The following is a 15306-nucleotide window of genomic DNA, read 5'->3' as shown; positions in this document are numbered from 1 at the left end:
TTTACCTCCGCGCAAGTTTTGAGAGGGAAATACTAACATCGAAAGAATATTGTGTCAATTGTTTCCTCAATAAAAAATCAAAAATCGCTCTTTTTCTGCCTAGTAGGCTGAATAAAGAGCGACTCGTATGTTGCATTTAAATTAAGTTTTATTAGAAGTTGAAAACAAAATCGTCATCATTAAGCGGCTCAACGTGAATCGTACGTACGTAGCCATTACCTTTTTTGGAGAAGAAATCATGCTGCTTCGTATGCGTACTGATACCATTGAACACGATTGGGTTTACCGCTTCCTCAGGGAAATGCGGCTCCATACCAAGATTCATAAGCGCTTTGTTCGCATTGTAGCGCACGTATACATTTACTTCCTCAGCAAGGCCAAGCGGCGCATAAAGATGCTCTGTATACACAATCTCATTCTCGTACAGCTCGTTAAGCAATGCATAAATTTCGATTTCCAGCTGTGCTTGCTCCTCAGGGCTAAACGTTTGGAACAGCTCTTGTGCTAGAACGCCAACGTACAAGCCATGGATGCTCTCATCACGCAAAATCAAATCGATAATTTCGCCGCTGCTCGTCATTTTACCTTGTCCAGCCAAGTAAAGCGGATAGAAGAATCCGCTATAGAACAAGTAGCTCTCCAGGAATACCGAAGCAGCCATCGCTTTGTAAAGCTCTTTCGGGCCAGTGATGTTCGAATACCAAGAAGAAATCAAGTTTGCTTTCTTCTGAAGCTGTTCGTTCTGCTCAACCCACAGGAAAATTTCGTCGATCTCTTCGCCAGAAGCAAGTGTAGTGAAGATGCTGCTGTACGATTTGGCATGGATTTGCTCCATCATCGACATAAATGACAATACTGCTTTGCGCTGCAAGCCATCAACATGCTCCAAAATCTTCGGCATGCCGACGCCGCCTTGAATCGTATCAAGCAAAGTCAGACCGCCGAGCACGTTTTTGTACAGCGTGCGCTCCGCGTCCGTCATTTCCATCCAGTCCATTTTATCATCTGATAACGGAATTTCTTCATCCGTCCAAAATTGCATTACATTTTGCTGCCAGAATGTTAACGTGAAATCGTCATCTGGGCGGTTCCAGTTTACTGCTTTCATTTGGTGAGCTCCTTCTTTGCTACGTAAGCGTCATTTAAATAGTACTCAAGCGTAAAGCTATGCCGTCTTTTAGAGGCATAGCTTTCGTTTCGCGGAGAAATATAAGAAAAGTATATGAAAATCATATACTTTCTTATATTTTAAACTGCGCAGCTCGTGCATTCCTCAACGGAAAGCCGCTTCGTTCTTGTGTAATAAAGCGATTTAAGACCTTTTTGAGCAGCATAAACATAGAAGCGCGCCAGCTCACGAGTCGTCACATTGCTGTTAACATGCAGTACAGTCGAAATACCTTGGTCAATATGCTGTCCGATCTCTGCAATAAGATCAATCAGCTTGAACTGATCAATGTTGTAAGCCGATTTGTAGTAGAAGTAATTTTCCTGCGCCAAATAAGGCATTGGATAATAAGTAGTTGAGTTTGCATACGTACGTGTCTCGATATGCTCAACAATGGGCATTACGCTTGAAGTCGCATTTTGGATATACGAAATGCTTTGTGTAGGCGCAATCGCCAGACGATATGCATGGTACAAACCGTGTTCTTGAACTTTTACTTTAAGTGCAGCCCAGTCCTCAGGTGATGGAATTTCCATACCGTCGAACAATTCCTTCACGCGGTCTGTTTTTGGACGGTAATCATTTTCCACATAACGAGTGAAGTATGTGCCCTTCGCATACTCCGAACGGTCGAAGTCTTTGAAAGTAATCCCGCGCTCTTTGGCGATTTCCATGCTTTGCTCAATGGAATAGTAGTTCATCATCATAAAGAATACGCCGGCAAAATCTTTCGCTTCTTCACTTTCGTAAGCGATTTTGTTTTTGGCAAGGTATCCATTCAGATTCATTGCGCCAAGTCCTACGGAGTGAAGCTCCTCATTTGCTTTGCGAACGCCTGGTGCATTGTCGATATTAGACAAATCACTAACCGTCGTCAAAGCTTCGATACCAACATGTACCGATTCCTTCACCTTTTTGTGCTCCATTACGTTAACAATATTAAGGGAAGCAAGGTTGCAGCTAATATCACGGTTAATGACATCCTCGTAGCCGTAATCCTTAATTTCCGATGTCTCCTGAAGCTGGAATATTTCTGTGCACAGGTTGGACATTTTGATAGAGCCGATATCCTTCAAAGCGTGAACGCTGTTAGCATTCGATTTGTTCATAATATATGGGTAGCCAGATTCTAGTTGAATCGAAGCGATTTTTGTCAACATGTCGCGTGCGTTCATTACTTTTTTCTTCGTTACCAGCTCATTAGCCAGCAGCTCTTCGTACATCTCGTCCATATCCATATCGTCGAGATGCTTGCCGTATGCCTTCTGAACGGAATGTGGACCAAACACGAATAGCGGTTTGTTTTGAGCAGCTAGCTCATAAAATTTATTCGGAATAATTAGGCCGATCGAAAGAGTTTTAATACGTGCTTTTTCGTCTGCGTTAATTTTTTTGCAATCAAGGAATTCGATAATATCCCAGCCGAAAATATTGTAGTAGCCTGCACCAGAACCTTTGCGTTGTCCCATTTGGTCTGCGTAGGAGAAAGCATCCTCCATAAGCTTCAGCACCGGCATAATGCCTTTTGCTGCGCCTTCTACGCCTTTAATAGGCTCACCGCGTCCACGAAGCTTCGATAGGTTGACGGCTACGCCACCACCGATTTTGGAGAGCTGCATACATGTGCCGAGTACATAGTTGATGGAGTTAAGAGAGTCGTCCATTTCTAGCAGGAAGCAGGAAACCATTTCTCCGCGGCGGCTCTTGCCTGCGTTGAGGAAGGTAGGGGTAGCTGGCTGCAAACGTTGGTCAATCATCGCTTCCGCAATTCGAAGTGCTCTAGCTGCATCGCCTTCGCCCAAATGCAAGGCAACGATGGCTACACGATCGGAATATTGCTCCAAGTATTGCGATTTGTTGTTGGTCTTCATCGCGTAGTCCTTATAGAACTTCGATGCTGCCATGTAGGATTGGAATTCAAAGCCGCTGTTTGCCGTTAGTGTAAATACAGCTTCAACCTGCTCATATGTATACTTTTCGTATACATTATCGTAATAATCGTTTTCGATTAAGTATTCTAGCTTATGTTTGAGGGAGTCGAACTTCACGCTCTTCTCAGCCACTTCTTCCATAAATGCAGCGACAGCCTCTTTATCTTTATCAAGCTGGTAAAATCCGTCTGCACCGCGCTGCATCAATTCGTTATTCAATTCAATATGCTTCAATGGTTCGCACCCTTTCGACAAAATGTTGCGTATCTTGATTCGTACCTGACAATTCAAACTTCAAAATCACTGGAACATCGTACATTTGTGAGATCGTATCCGCGCTTTTTGCGAACCCGGTTCCCCAGTTGCGGTTGCCGCTCGCAGAAACGCCGCGGAGCATGCCAGAGTTGCTTTCTAGAAACGAAGTTACCTTCTCTGGAACTTGGCCGAACCCTGTTGTGTATGTTACTAGCACGAACGGCTCGTCAACTTCTTCCCTCTCATCAATCGGCACCGCCCGCATATTCAATTTTTTGATGAAACGCTTGACGTTGCCTGTTTTGGAATCATAGACGACTAGCATAACACGTTCGCTCCCTTACTGTAATCAAGCAATTAAAAAGCGCTTCTGACTAGCAATTCCGTCAGCTGCGCTTGTTCAAGATATACCGCTGGTAATCGTTGAAGGCACCAATCCACATCAATATGTAGTTGATGTTTTTGATTCTACATCAATATATAGGAGTAGTCAATGAAAATTATGGAGAAAATATTAATCTATTTTTTTGGCGCACTCGACTATTTTAACAGATGAGGATATGATGTGATAGTGACATTTTATTGCTATTTTGGGGGTCCTGAAAATCGTAAACACAACTGCAGAACAAACAAGAGCATTGCTAGAAAAACTGTTCAAAGATGCCGGATATACAGTGCCGGAGCTGCTTGAATACATCGAAAAACTTGAAAAAGATCAAGATCTAATGGCCGAAACAATCAAGAAAATGAAGCTTGAATCGATACGAAAAGCGTCTGCTTCCGCAGGCATGAACAGCCGATTAAAAGATGCGCTTCGGGAATAACATGATATACGAGTCACAAGATCTAGATATATACAAGCGAATAATTCAAGAAATCGATAGCACTTCTCGTTCACCAAAACGCTGTTGATAAAATTTTACAATCAGAATATTTTTCGTCAAAATTCGACACTCACACTAGATATAGATGTCGATTGCAATGTTTCTACTTCGACATTGCAATCGACATCTATACAGACCAACTCATACTTCGATCCTACTCTTTAAGCACATATGTGTGCACAACCACCACAAACCAGGGTTGCTTTTCCTCTACAAGCGCATATTTGTTCTTACAGCGAACTTTCGAGCGTGATCTCACGGCGATTCCACTCATTAAGCACATATGTGTGCTTAACCACCACAAACCAGGGTTGCTTTTCCTCTATAAGCGCATATGTGTTCTTACAGCGAACTTTCGAGCGTACTCTCACGACGATTCCACTCATTAAGCACATATGTGTGCTTACAGACCACAAACCAGAGTTACTTTTCCCCTATAAGCGCATATGTGTTCTTACAGCGAACTTTCGAGCGTACTCTCACGACGATTCCACTCATTAAGCACATATGTGTGCTTAACCACCACAAACCAGGGTTGCTTTTCCTCTATAAGCGCATATTTGTTCTTACAGTGAACTTTCGAGCATACTCTCACCACGATTCCACTCATTAAGCACATATGTGTGCTTAACCACCACAAACCAGGGTTGCTTTTCCTCTATAAGCGCATATGTGTTCTTACAGCGAACTTTCGAGCATACTCTCACCACGATCCCACTCTGTAAGCACGTATGTGTTCTTACAGATCACGAATCAGAGTTACTTTTCCCTTATAAGCGCATATTTGTTCTTACAGCGAACTTTCGAGCGTGATCTCACGACGATTCCACTCATTAAGCACATATGTGTGCTTAACCACCACAAACCATGGTTGCTTTTACTCTATAAGCGCATATGTGTTCTTACAGCGCACTTTCGAGCTTACTCTCATGACGATTCCACTCATTAAGCACATATGTGTGCTTAACCACCACAAACCATGGTTGCTTTTCCTCTATAAGCGCATATGTGTTCTTACAGCGCACTTTCGAGCGTACTCTCATGACGATTCCACTCTGTAAGCACGTATAGGTACTAACGCACCATAGTCTCCTATTGTCGTCTCTTTTAAAGCGGCGTTTTCTGCGAATGGCCGGACAGATCAAAAAAGGGTTTCCCATAAAGTCTAGTTAGACTCTATGAGACACCCATCTCTAGTGGATCATATTATTTGATTGCTGCGAAGAACAAACGCTCTGACTCGCTGTCAGCTGGCTTCAGCTCAAAATCTGCGTAACGGTCAACCGTTTTAAAGCCCGCACGGTACAGAGCTGACTCGATCCAGTCTGGATCGTAAGCGCGCTGCACATGTGATTCTTCAAATCGATAAAACTTTGAATCGCGGTCACGCGAGAATATCGTTAGGTTATGCTCAATCTCGCAGCGCTCCTCTTCAAAGTCGCATGTCCATATATAGGCTACATCACGCTCATCAAGCACAAAGGGCTGTTCTTCCGCATAACGAATGAGCTGCTTTGGCGGATGCATATCGAATAAAAAGGAACCGCCGCTGCGAAGGCCAGCATAGGTAGCGCGGAAAGCCGCCTCAATATCCTCTTCCTCCGTCAAGTAGTTCAAACAATCACAAAACGAAATGACCGCATCAACGGGCTCTTGCAGCTCCCATTCACGCATGTCCTGTTGCAGCCACCGAATCGAACCGGAGCGCGGTCTCGTAACAGCCTGAGGCGTCTCATCCCACTTGCTGCGCGCGACGGTAAGCATGTCCGATGACAAATCGATTCCATACACATGGAAACCCGAGCGTGCTAACGGAATCGAGATGCTCCCTGTACCGCAACCAAGATCTACGACAGTAGCAGGCATGCCATAGCGCGACCAGCCGGCCCTTGCGAAGCCCAGCCATTCTGCATAGGGCATATCCTCCATCAGCTGATCATAGACAGTAGCGAACTGTCCATAAGAGCGTGTCATTGCCCGTCAGCTCCTTCAGCTGAGGAGCCTGAAGCGTTCGCTTGCTCTCCTGCTTGCTCCGTCGTCGCATCAGACGGTTCAGCCAAATATGTCCAGCTGCCTTTCTGAGTGACAAGCCTTTCTCTCATCAGCTTGCCTAAAGCGCGTTTGAAGGCGCCTTTGCTAATCCCGAATTTTTGTTTAATAATGTCGGCATCTGTCTGATCAGAGTAAGGCATTCCGCCGCCTGGTCGTTCTTTAATGAAGGCAAGCAGTCGATCAGCATCCTCCAAACGTCCTACTTCCTTACGCTGCGCCATGGAGAGGTTTGCTCTGCCATCCTCACGAATGAAAGTAACACGAGCGCTTACACGCTCACCAAGTCTAAGCGGACGGATTCGTTCTGCGCTTGGAATAAGCCCATAAACGCCAAACCCTACAACGCCGCCATCAATCATAACGAATGAGCCGAGCTGCAGCGTTTTAGTTACCCAGCCTTCGACCCATTGATTATTCCAGCTCTCAGGTGCATGGAAGACAAGCTCCGAGAGTTCCTCTTCAAAAGCAATTTTCGCTACAAGTCTTCCTATTTTGTCATGCTTCATCACAACAAATACTTCATCGCCAGGAAGAGGTCTGTATTCAATACTCTCCGGCAGCTCCGATAGCGGAAGCAGCAATTGTCTGCCAAGCCCCATTTCTAGGAAGCAGCCAAGCCTTGGATGAACGTCCGCTACTTTCAGGCGAGCAAGCTCACCTAGTTGGAGAAGCGGCTTCTTCATCGTAGCAGCCAATCGATCCTCGGAATCGTAAAAAATGAATACTTCCACTGCATCGCCGATTTTTGGCTTAGAGCCTACAAGCTCGGTATAATGCATGAGCACATCCGATTCTTCATCGCTCAAAAAATAGCCGTAGGGCGACACCTCGCGTGCCACCCTTAAAGTCAAAGTTGTTCCGGCTACAAAACTCATGCAAACTCCACAACCTTCGCATCGGACCATAGCCGCTCAATGTTGTAATATTCACGCTCATCGCGATGGAATACGTGAACGATAACGTCGCCGAGGTCAATCAGCACCCATCTTGCCGAATCCATACCTTCGATTCCACGCACGCGATTGCCATTTTTCTCAGCTTGTTTACGAATTTCTGTTGCGATAGCTTGTACTTGAGTATCCGAGTTACCGCTGCAAATGACGAAGTAATCCGCCACCAAGGAAATTTCTTTTAAGTTCAAAGCAACAACGCGCACCGCTTTTTTGTCTTCTGCTGCTGCGACTGTGATTTGAAGCAATTGATCCGAATGTAACGCCATAGCTCAGCCTCCTGTTAAATATTATTCTAATAAACTATTTCTTGCTTCTATTGTTAGCGGAAATATTCGTTTTCCTTTTTCTAATAAGAAGGAAATTGTAGAGTTAAAGCCAGCAAGCAATGCTTGATCCAATGAATGCTCGCTAAGCTCTCGAATTTTGTCTACTCCTGGAAACTCTCGCCCTGGTTCCATATAATCGGCAAGGCAAACAATTTTCTCAAGTTGCGACATGCCGCGGCGACCTGATGTATGGTAGCGAATAGCGTCAAGCACTTCGGTGTCCGCCACACCAAATTTATGTTCGGCTACCCACGCCCCAACAGGAGCATGCCATAATTCTTTATCATAAAGCAAAAGCTCTGCTGGCAATGCTTGATCGCGTATGACCTTCTGCATACGATCGACATTCCAGTACTTAGAAACATCATGCAAAATGGCAGCAAGCTCAGCTCGTACAGCATCTTGGCCAAACCTATTAGCTAATATGACCGCGGTTTCCATAACTCCCTGTGTATGCAGCCATCTTCGCTCAGGCATTTCCGCTCTTACTTTTTCGATCATTTGCTCACGATTCATACAGGTTGTACCTCCTCATGTAGCTATTCACCGAATCAGGCACTAAGTATTGAACAGACTGCCCAGCTTTTACCTTGCTCCTAATCGCTGTTGAAGAAATCGCAATGGCAGGCATGTGAACCAAGCAGACCCGCTCCTGCAAAAAAAACGGCAGTGCGGAAATATCGACCGGATTGCCTGGACGCTCTAATCCAATAAATGATATTCGAGCAGCTAGCTGCTCGATTTCATGCCACTTCGGCAGGTCATTGATGCGATCTGAACCGATAATATAGGAAAAAGAATGGTTCGGATAGCGTCCCTGCAGCTCTACGATCGTATCGTAGGAATAGCTCACACCGCCACGCTGCAATTCAATATCAAGCGCTCGAAAGGCCTTGTTGCTCTCGATAGCATCGCATACCATTTCGTAGCGCCGCTCACCGCTAACGCCTGGCTCATTCGCCTTGAGCGGTGGTCCGTATGACGGAATAAACCACACCTCGTCCAAGCCGCTCTGCTCTCGTGCGGATTCTGCAGCAATCAAATGACCGATATGGATGGGATCGAAGGTGCCGCCCATAATTCCTATCTTACTCACTTGTTGAACGCCTCCCTATCAAGCAAAGTCGAAGCGTTAACAGCTATCGTCTCTTCTAGTATGCCCTTTATGACAAAAAGCTGCATTCGCCGCGCAAGTCTCGGTCCATATTATTTGCGAGCAGCTGTAGGAAGCTCGATTTGTTTGTTGTCCTTGGATTCTTTGTATAGAACGATCGTTTTGCCGATCACTTGTACAAGCTCTGCGCCTGCTGATTTAGCAACTTCAACGCCGATTTCCTTAGGATCGTCCAGACAATTGTTAAGAACAGATACTTTGATAAGCTCGCGCGACTCAATCGCCTCCTCGATATGACGAACGAGGTGATCGTTAGTGCCGCCCTTTCCGACTTGGAAAATCGGTGTCAAATGATGAGCTAGCGCTCTTAAATATCGTTTTTGTTTGCCTGTAAGCATAATAGTGTTCCTTCTTTCATCTCAATAATTCGTCTGTTTGATTGATTCAATAAATAAGTTTAGCCTTGCAATGAAGCAAGTACCGTTTCGCGCATCGCTGTGACGGGTGCTGGCTGGCCTGTCCAATATTCAAAGGCATATGCGCCCTGATAAATAAACATGCCAAGCCCGCCATGAACGCGGCAGCCGCGCAGCTCTGCTTGCTGCAAAAATTTCGTTTTTAAAGGATTGTATATTAAATCACTTGCAACCGCGCCCAGCTTCAGCCAGCTTGCATCAATTGGCGTCTCCTCCGTATGAGGGAACATGCCTACTGATGTCGTGTTAATCACGATATCGGCTTGCTCGCATGCGGTTTGCAGCTCATCATTCGAAATCGCTTCAATATCTACTTTATTTTGCAATGAATCTGCAAGCTCTTTTGCCCGGTCTACGGAACGGTTGGCCACCGTAATTCGCGCAGGATTCTCGTTTGCTAGAGCATAAATGATGCCGCGGGCTGCGCCGCCCGCGCCGATAACGACGATTCGTTTGCCGGCAAGCTCACGCTCCGCTTCTTCCTTCAACGAACGCACATAACCAATGCCATCGGTGTTATATCCGATTAGACGGCCAGCGTCGTTGACAATCGTGTTAACCGCGCCAATCGCCTGCGCGCTTGCATCGATCTCATCAAGCACGGACATAATGTCCAGCTTATGGGGGATCGTAACATTGACACCGCGAATGCCCATTGCACGAACACCAGCGGCAAAATCTCCGATACGATCACTCGTAACATGAAAAGCAGTGTATACACCGTTAATTCCCGTTTCCCGAAAGGCACGGTTCATCATAATAGGTGATTTCGAATGCCTTATCGGATCACCGATGACGCCGAACAAAAGCGTATTGCTGTCAATCTGGTTTCCTGCGCCCATATTCGTCACAGTGAATTCCCCTTCCAAGTGACATGTGTTTAGATCATCGAGTCGCGAAGCATGACCTTAACGCCCTTCGGCGCATAAATGTCAATCACAGCTCCACCAGTACCGTTCACTTGAATCCAGCCAAGACCGGATATAAATACGTCCTTATTCAAGCCGCGCTTAACGCGCAGTGAATGCCTTGTCCAAGCCGGTATCGTTTCTAGTTCTTCAAGCGATGGTCCTCCGAGCAATTGCCCACGGTGATCTGCATACAACTCATCCGCCCGCTCCAGCTTCGTACGATGCATGTTGAGCGCATTTGAAACATAGAACGTAAAGGATTGGCGATCACCCTCTACAAAATCGAATCGAACAAGGCTGCCAATAAACAGCGATTGACCCGAGTTCAATTGATAGACGAGCGGTTTAATTGGCTTGTCCGGCAATAGTGAGCCTAGGAAGCTCCGCGGTACAACCTCTGTCATACGTGTCGTATAGACGATACCTGGGGTATCTATAATCGCTTTCCCATCCTCAAGCGGAATATGAACGGCATCAAGCGTTGTTCCCGGATAACGAGAAGTAGTCAGCTCACGTTCCATATCGCTGTAATCTCTAATTAGACGATTAATCAAGGTCGACTTGCCGACATTCGTCGCGCCAACCACATAGACATCTCGGCCATTCCGGTACTGCTCAAGCGCTTCAATAACCCGCTCGAAGCCCATATTCCGCTTCGCGCTGCATAGGACCACATCGACTGTGCGCAGTCCCTCTTCCTTTGCTTGCTTCTGAACCCAATTCCGAAGTCGATTGACATTCATCGCTTTTGGCAGCAAATCGATTTTGTTCACGACAAGCAGCACTGGATTGTTTCCGACAAAACGCTGCAAGCCCGAAATCAAACTTCCTTCAAAATCGTACAGATCGACAATATGCACAACGAGGCTATCCGTATTTCCGATGCTGCCAAGCAGCTTTAAGAAGTCATCCTGATCAACCGCTACGGATGAAGCTTCATTATAATTGCGAATTCGGAAGCATCGCTGGCAAATAACCGGTTCGCGACCGACAGCCGCTTCCGGCAAATAACCTGGCAAATCAGAACTTTTAATCTGAAGCGCCACTCCACAGCCCGCACATGATCCATATGCCTGACTAAGTTGTTGTTCCATCACTTTGTTTCCCCCTCATACCATAACCCTTTTTTCCTTAAACGCACTAACGCTATTCGTTCAATACGACGATTCACTCGTGTCATTATACCTTCATCAGCAGGAGCGATTGGCGTGACAAGGATGGTGTATAACCCCATACGGTTACCCCCAAGCACATCCGTCAGCATCTGATCTCCGATTACGACGGTTTCCTCAGGTGCAAGGCGGAGTACACTAAGCGCTCTCTTGAACGATTTGCCAGCTGGCTTGCGAGCAGCATGAATATATGGAATATTCAGCGGCGCAGCAAACTTCCCGACGCGTGTCTCGTTGTTATTGGATACGATAACAACCTGAAAGCCCCGAGAACGTACGTAATCAAGCCACTGCACAAGCTCAGGCGTAGCTAACGCCTCCTTGGCACCGACAAGCGTATTATCCAAATCCGTAATGATGCCGCGAACGCCTCTTGCATGCAGCTCATCTAAGTTAATTTCATATACTGTATTGACGCGCATATGCGGCAACAGCCGTTCAAACATAATGGATATCCCTCTGCTTTCTGCTTGCTATCTTACGAAACTATACCATACAAACTAAATTTGTTGCAAAAAAATACCGCTACCAATTTCTCTGGCGAGCGGTATTTGTTCGTATGTTATCTTAATTGATCAATGAGTGAGCGTACTTTAACGACGAAACGATCCGCTTCTTCGGATGACGCCATAACGGGGCTGTATTTTGCTTGCTCAAACCCATTCAGCACAATTTTAAAATCTTCACGCAGCCGCTTCTGATTTTGCGACCAGCGCAATACGGCCTCGCGCAGCGTCTCATGGTCTTCGCGCTCCATTCCACGCTTTTTGCAAATGCGCAGCAGCTTTTGCGTCTCAAGTACGATTCGATCATTGGTTGTGTATGATCCATGGCGGAGCTTTCTCCAAGAAAAGATAAGCTTGTCACGACGAATAATGAGCCATGCAATTGCAGCAACGATGAGTAGTGATATGGAGCTCCATAACCAAACCTGCGAGCTTGATGAACCTTCTGTATCTCCAGCTGCTGCAGCATCGTTATCGCCTATATCTAGATCTGGCAAAGCAGCAACCTCTTCTTCAGGCAGCGTATACGGGAATGAGAATCCCGCTGTTGCTTCGAATGGTATCCAGCCTGTACCTTCAAAATAAATTTCTACCCAAGAATGAGCATCTGAATTTCGAACCGTATAGGTGCCTGCACCGCTTGGATTTACTTCTTCCTCCCTATAACCGCCTGGAGGGCCGAAGTCACTAGCTGGAAGCGCACCAGGAGCAAATCCTTTAACCCATCTCGTCGGAAAGCCTAAACTACGCGCCATAACGGCCATTGAAGTGGAAAAATAATCGCAATAGCCTTCTTTCAGCTCAAACAGAAATTGATCAACGAAATCGCTGGTAGATCCTGTGAGCTTTGATTCATCGGGCAAATTATTATAGTTGTAATTTAGCCTTAAATACGACTCCAACAATCTAGCTTTATCATAATCATTAGCTGCTCCAGCGGTGACCTGCTCTGCAAGCTGTTTGACTCGATCAGGCAATGATTCAGGCAATTGCAAGTAAAATGAATGGCGTGAAGCCTCTTCCTTATCTGACCAGCCAGCTTTGGATGTCCTCAGCAGCGCTTCATCTATAACAGGTACAGACGACGTAACCGAATACGTTTGCGGGTATTTGCGGTTTTGCATGGACCAGTTCAGCAGCCGCAGCTCGCCTGAGCTAGGCTCCCATCTCAAGCTGGTTGGAATAGCTGCCTCTTCATTTTCAATCCAGTTGATCTTCGAAAGTGGTGCAGCAGCAAAAAGAACCGGATAAACATCCTTTCGAATCATCGTAACAATCTGATTGACTTGCTTAACCCCAGCTTTTGGCGGATCATCTAATGAAGGGAATGCTTCACCCTTCACAACTAGAATATTTTCTTCGCCAGCAAGCCTGGGACTTACATCAATCCATCCGTCACCCGTGTAAAAAGCTTTGGACTCCCCGCGCCAGTAGCTGCGATGCGAGGTCGTGACGGTCATCATCGGTGAATAATCAAATTCAAATCCACCGCCAAGCTTATCGTCGCTTCGACTATATCCGGAGCTCGCATTGCCTGATCGGTTCGGCGATATGACATCTGTGCCCTTATCGCCTAAAAACACCTGAACCCTCTCCCCTTTAGCTTCCTTCCAGATCGTATAAGGATCCTGAAGAATAGGAGCAATTGAAGGCATATTCAATCCTACAATCATGAGAATCGATAATACGAGTGCAATCGGCACCATTAATCGCAGCGGATACTCGATTAGCTCTTTCCAACTGTTCGGATGCTCTCGCTTCAGCCTCGACAAATGGCCAGCGACGAGCCAGAGCAGCCCAATAAAGACGACCATCCCCACTTCATCCCACAGCCAGATGGGCGTAAAGGAATCTGCGATGGTTAAAACCAAAATGCTTACGCCTACAAATCCGAACATTCGAACTCTTGTAATCGTCCATATTCCAAAAAGCACGTAGAGCATGAGCATCGCTCCACTTATCCATATAAATGGATTGAGCTGAACAAGATGTACTTGCAGCCACCAGAGCCACTCTTGCCAGCGCTGCGGACTTGCAACGATCCATTCCATTCTGGCCCATTGCGATGTAATGAAAATAGCTGCTATTACTTGAAGAACAAGCTTCAGATATTTCCTGCGCATAGGAAGCAATAGATCAATTGCCGCCGCCGCAAATAAAGTGTAATAGGCAATGGCGTACGTTTCGTCCCACCAATAACCTTCAAATATAGTAATTACATTGGCTAGAATAATTGCAATAAATATGAATCTAAGCTTCTCAAACCAGTCCATTGTTAAATAGACACCAATTGATCGCATCAGCTGTTTCATGCAATTCCACTCCCTTCTAAAACTGTTGGGAGCTCTTGCAGCTGACGAACTTCAAATACCGGCCAGCCGCGTTCGCGCAAGACACGTTTCCAAGAAGTATTATGGCTTAATAAATCAACCGACGAGGAGATATGGATCAAGCAAGGGGTAATTCCTTTGCGTGAGAGCCACTCCATGCTTCGAATGACATCCGCGCCAGTCTCAGGAGTAATTAGGACTGCAAAACTTCCGGCTTCAATCGTAGAATCAGCTTGCTGAAGCGACGGATACAAAGGCCGCGCTGCATTTGCATCTACAAAGGTTAAATGCCTCATCACCATATTTCGTTGATCAATGCCTGATTTGGGTGTAACGAATGTCATGGAATCGCCAATGGAGAGCAGCCCCATTGCCGTATCACTTTTGAGACCGTTCTCGAGCAATGATGCAGCAACGGATACGGCTAATTCGAAGCGAGTCGCGAGTTCACCTTTGTAGCTGCTTGAATGTCGATCAAGGATGACAAGCGTACGCGGCAATGACTCACGCTCGAAAGCTTTCGATTTCCACTCGCCCGTCTTCGCCGTCGCATTCCAATGGACACGTGACAAACGGTCTCCGTATAAATATTCACGAACGCCGTTAATTTGTGTCGTTTCCTTCGCTGAGCGCGACGCGATGGCATGAGAGTAAGGACCGCGAATTCCGCGCTGAATGCCATTCCACTGTCTAAGCGGAACTGTCTGAGGCAGCACATTAAGCACTGTCTCTGATCCGAATTTCCCTGAATGCTCGAACAAACCGAATACATCATAAGATAAGCACTCTGTATGAGTAAATCGGTACTCGCCGCGCTGCAGTGGAGGCGTTTGATACACGACATGGCCCGCACGCTTCCAATTCGGCACGAAGGAAGTCTCGAAAGCCAGCCTTTGCCCATTATGACGATGCAGCTGATCTCTAACAATGACGTATGGAAGCGGATAATAGCCAGGAATTTTCATGGAAAGGCTTACTTCAAGCGTGCTGCCTGCTGATAAAGATTGATCGATTGTTGTTGCTCCAGGCATCGCATACACTCTGCTGCCCGTCACCTTGTTAATTCCGCTCCACCTGCCAAGCACTAAATAAATAATTAATAAATTCAAAATCATGAAGAGCATCATCGCGGTTTTGCCGCCTTGAAATAAAAAGTAGAACAGACTGGTCAAATAAATGACTGCGACAAGCTGCATCCGCAGCTTCGAAGATTTGGCCGCTGTCATAC

At 46.2% G+C, this 15306-nt stretch carries 15 protein-coding genes; 1 reads left to right on the top strand and 14 read right to left on the bottom strand.

What is annotated here, in order from left to right; genetic code table 11:
* Positions 1-151: 151 nt before the first annotated feature.
* The 3 genes from nrdF to nrdI form a co-directional block, all read right to left on the bottom strand.
* On the bottom strand, positions 152-1108 hold the full coding sequence (nrdF, locus tag MHH56_RS12465; protein WP_076270061.1) for a class 1b ribonucleoside-diphosphate reductase subunit beta: 957 nt from the start codon (positions 1106-1108) through the stop codon (positions 152-154).
* A gap of 140 nt (positions 1109-1248) precedes the next feature.
* Positions 1249-3333, bottom strand: a complete 2085-nt coding sequence (nrdE, locus tag MHH56_RS12460; protein WP_076270062.1) for a class 1b ribonucleoside-diphosphate reductase subunit alpha — start codon at positions 3331-3333, stop codon at positions 1249-1251.
* Positions 3320-3679 (bottom strand): class Ib ribonucleoside-diphosphate reductase assembly flavoprotein NrdI, encoded by a 360-nt coding sequence (gene nrdI / locus MHH56_RS12455; RefSeq protein WP_076270063.1) that lies wholly within the window; start codon positions 3677-3679, stop codon positions 3320-3322. The genes nrdE and nrdI overlap by 14 nt, the downstream gene beginning before the upstream one ends.
* 265 nt (positions 3680-3944) lie before the next feature.
* Here nrdI and MHH56_RS12450 point away from each other — a divergent pair, with 265 nt between their 5' ends.
* The gene (locus tag MHH56_RS12450; protein ID WP_339208548.1) at positions 3945-4178 is read left to right on the top strand and encodes a hypothetical protein; all 234 of its coding nucleotides are present in this window, start codon (positions 3945-3947) and stop codon (positions 4176-4178) included.
* A 1266-nt stretch (positions 4179-5444) separates the two neighbouring features.
* On the opposite strand, the gene MHH56_RS12445 is transcribed toward MHH56_RS12450, so the two are convergent.
* The 11 genes from MHH56_RS12445 to MHH56_RS12395 all read right to left on the bottom strand — a co-directional run bounded on the left by MHH56_RS12445 (position 5445) and on the right by MHH56_RS12395 (position 15304).
* On the bottom strand, positions 5445-6212 hold the full coding sequence (locus MHH56_RS12445) for a class I SAM-dependent methyltransferase (protein WP_076270065.1): 768 nt from the start codon (positions 6210-6212) through the stop codon (positions 5445-5447).
* Positions 6209-7165, bottom strand: coding sequence for a S1-like domain-containing RNA-binding protein (locus tag MHH56_RS12440; protein WP_339208547.1), 957 nt, complete (start codon positions 7163-7165; stop codon positions 6209-6211). Before MHH56_RS12440 ends, MHH56_RS12445 begins: the two co-directional genes overlap by 4 nt.
* Positions 7162-7509 (bottom strand): ribosome silencing factor, encoded by a 348-nt coding sequence (gene rsfS / locus MHH56_RS12435; RefSeq protein ID WP_054027809.1) that lies wholly within the window; start codon positions 7507-7509, stop codon positions 7162-7164. The genes MHH56_RS12440 and rsfS overlap by 4 nt, the downstream gene beginning before the upstream one ends.
* A gap of 21 nt (positions 7510-7530) precedes the next feature.
* Entirely contained in the window at positions 7531-8085 is a 555-nt protein-coding gene (gene yqeK / locus MHH56_RS12430; protein WP_339208545.1) for a bis(5'-nucleosyl)-tetraphosphatase (symmetrical) YqeK, read from the bottom strand.
* On the bottom strand, positions 8075-8665 hold the full coding sequence (gene nadD / locus MHH56_RS12425; protein WP_339208544.1) for a nicotinate-nucleotide adenylyltransferase: 591 nt from the start codon (positions 8663-8665) through the stop codon (positions 8075-8077). The genes yqeK and nadD overlap by 11 nt, the downstream gene beginning before the upstream one ends.
* A gap of 110 nt (positions 8666-8775) precedes the next feature.
* On the bottom strand, positions 8776-9081 hold the full coding sequence (gene yhbY, locus MHH56_RS12420; protein ID WP_076270069.1) for a ribosome assembly RNA-binding protein YhbY: 306 nt from the start codon (positions 9079-9081) through the stop codon (positions 8776-8778).
* 59 nt (positions 9082-9140) lie between these two features.
* On the bottom strand, positions 9141-10001 hold the full coding sequence (aroE, locus tag MHH56_RS12415) for a shikimate dehydrogenase (RefSeq protein WP_339209577.1): 861 nt from the start codon (positions 9999-10001) through the stop codon (positions 9141-9143).
* Between the two features lie 38 nt (positions 10002-10039).
* Positions 10040-11164, bottom strand: coding sequence for a ribosome biogenesis GTPase YqeH (yqeH, locus tag MHH56_RS12410; protein WP_076270070.1), 1125 nt, complete (start codon positions 11162-11164; stop codon positions 10040-10042).
* The gene (locus MHH56_RS12405) at positions 11164-11688 is read right to left on the bottom strand and encodes a YqeG family HAD IIIA-type phosphatase (RefSeq protein WP_076270071.1); all 525 of its coding nucleotides are present in this window, start codon (positions 11686-11688) and stop codon (positions 11164-11166) included. Before MHH56_RS12405 ends, yqeH begins: the two co-directional genes overlap by 1 nt.
* Positions 11689-11804: 116 nt before the next feature.
* Positions 11805-14060, bottom strand: coding sequence for a transglutaminase domain-containing protein (locus MHH56_RS12400; RefSeq protein ID WP_339208543.1), 2256 nt, complete (start codon positions 14058-14060; stop codon positions 11805-11807).
* On the bottom strand, positions 14057-15304 hold the full coding sequence (locus tag MHH56_RS12395) for a DUF58 domain-containing protein (RefSeq protein ID WP_339208542.1): 1248 nt from the start codon (positions 15302-15304) through the stop codon (positions 14057-14059). Before MHH56_RS12395 ends, MHH56_RS12400 begins: the two co-directional genes overlap by 4 nt.
* Between the last annotated feature and the right edge of the window lie 2 nt (positions 15305-15306).

It is taken from the genome of Paenibacillus sp. FSL K6-3182, assembly GCF_037976325.1.
Taxonomy (GTDB): domain Bacteria; phylum Bacillota; class Bacilli; order Paenibacillales; family Paenibacillaceae; genus Pristimantibacillus.
The sequence above is the reverse complement of the archived record's forward strand: the minus strand, read 5'-3'. Positions and strand labels throughout refer to the sequence as shown.

Bases quoted from the DNA above. Each gene is read 5' to 3' on its own strand.
- nrdF (WP_076270061.1), bottom strand. From the start codon at position 1,108: ATGAAAGCAGTAAACTGGAACCGCCCAGATGACGATTTCACGTTAACA.
- nrdI (WP_076270063.1), bottom strand. From the start codon at position 3,679: ATGCTAGTCGTCTATGATTCCAAAACAGGCAACGTCAAGCGTTTCATC.
- MHH56_RS12445 (WP_076270065.1), bottom strand. From the start codon at position 6,212: ATGACACGCTCTTATGGACAGTTCGCTACTGTCTATGATCAGCTGATG.
- MHH56_RS12440 (WP_339208547.1), bottom strand. From the start codon at position 7,165: ATGAGTTTTGTAGCCGGAACAACTTTGACTTTAAGGGTGGCACGCGAG.
- rsfS (WP_054027809.1), bottom strand. From the start codon at position 7,509: ATGGCGTTACATTCGGATCAATTGCTTCAAATCACAGTCGCAGCAGCA.
- yqeK (WP_339208545.1), bottom strand. From the start codon at position 8,085: ATGAATCGTGAGCAAATGATCGAAAAAGTAAGAGCGGAAATGCCTGAG.
- yhbY (WP_076270069.1), bottom strand. From the start codon at position 9,081: ATGCTTACAGGCAAACAAAAACGATATTTAAGAGCGCTAGCTCATCAT.
- aroE (WP_339209577.1), bottom strand. From the start codon at position 10,001: ATGGGCGCAGGAAACCAGATTGACAGCAATACGCTTTTGTTCGGCGTC.
- yqeH (WP_076270070.1), bottom strand. From the start codon at position 11,164: ATGGAACAACAACTTAGTCAGGCATATGGATCATGTGCGGGCTGTGGA.
- MHH56_RS12405 (WP_076270071.1), bottom strand. From the start codon at position 11,688: ATGTTTGAACGGCTGTTGCCGCATATGCGCGTCAATACAGTATATGAA.
- MHH56_RS12400 (WP_339208543.1), bottom strand. From the start codon at position 14,060: ATGAAACAGCTGATGCGATCAATTGGTGTCTATTTAACAATGGACTGG.
- MHH56_RS12395 (WP_339208542.1), bottom strand. From the start codon at position 15,304: ATGACAGCGGCCAAATCTTCGAAGCTGCGGATGCAGCTTGTCGCAGTC.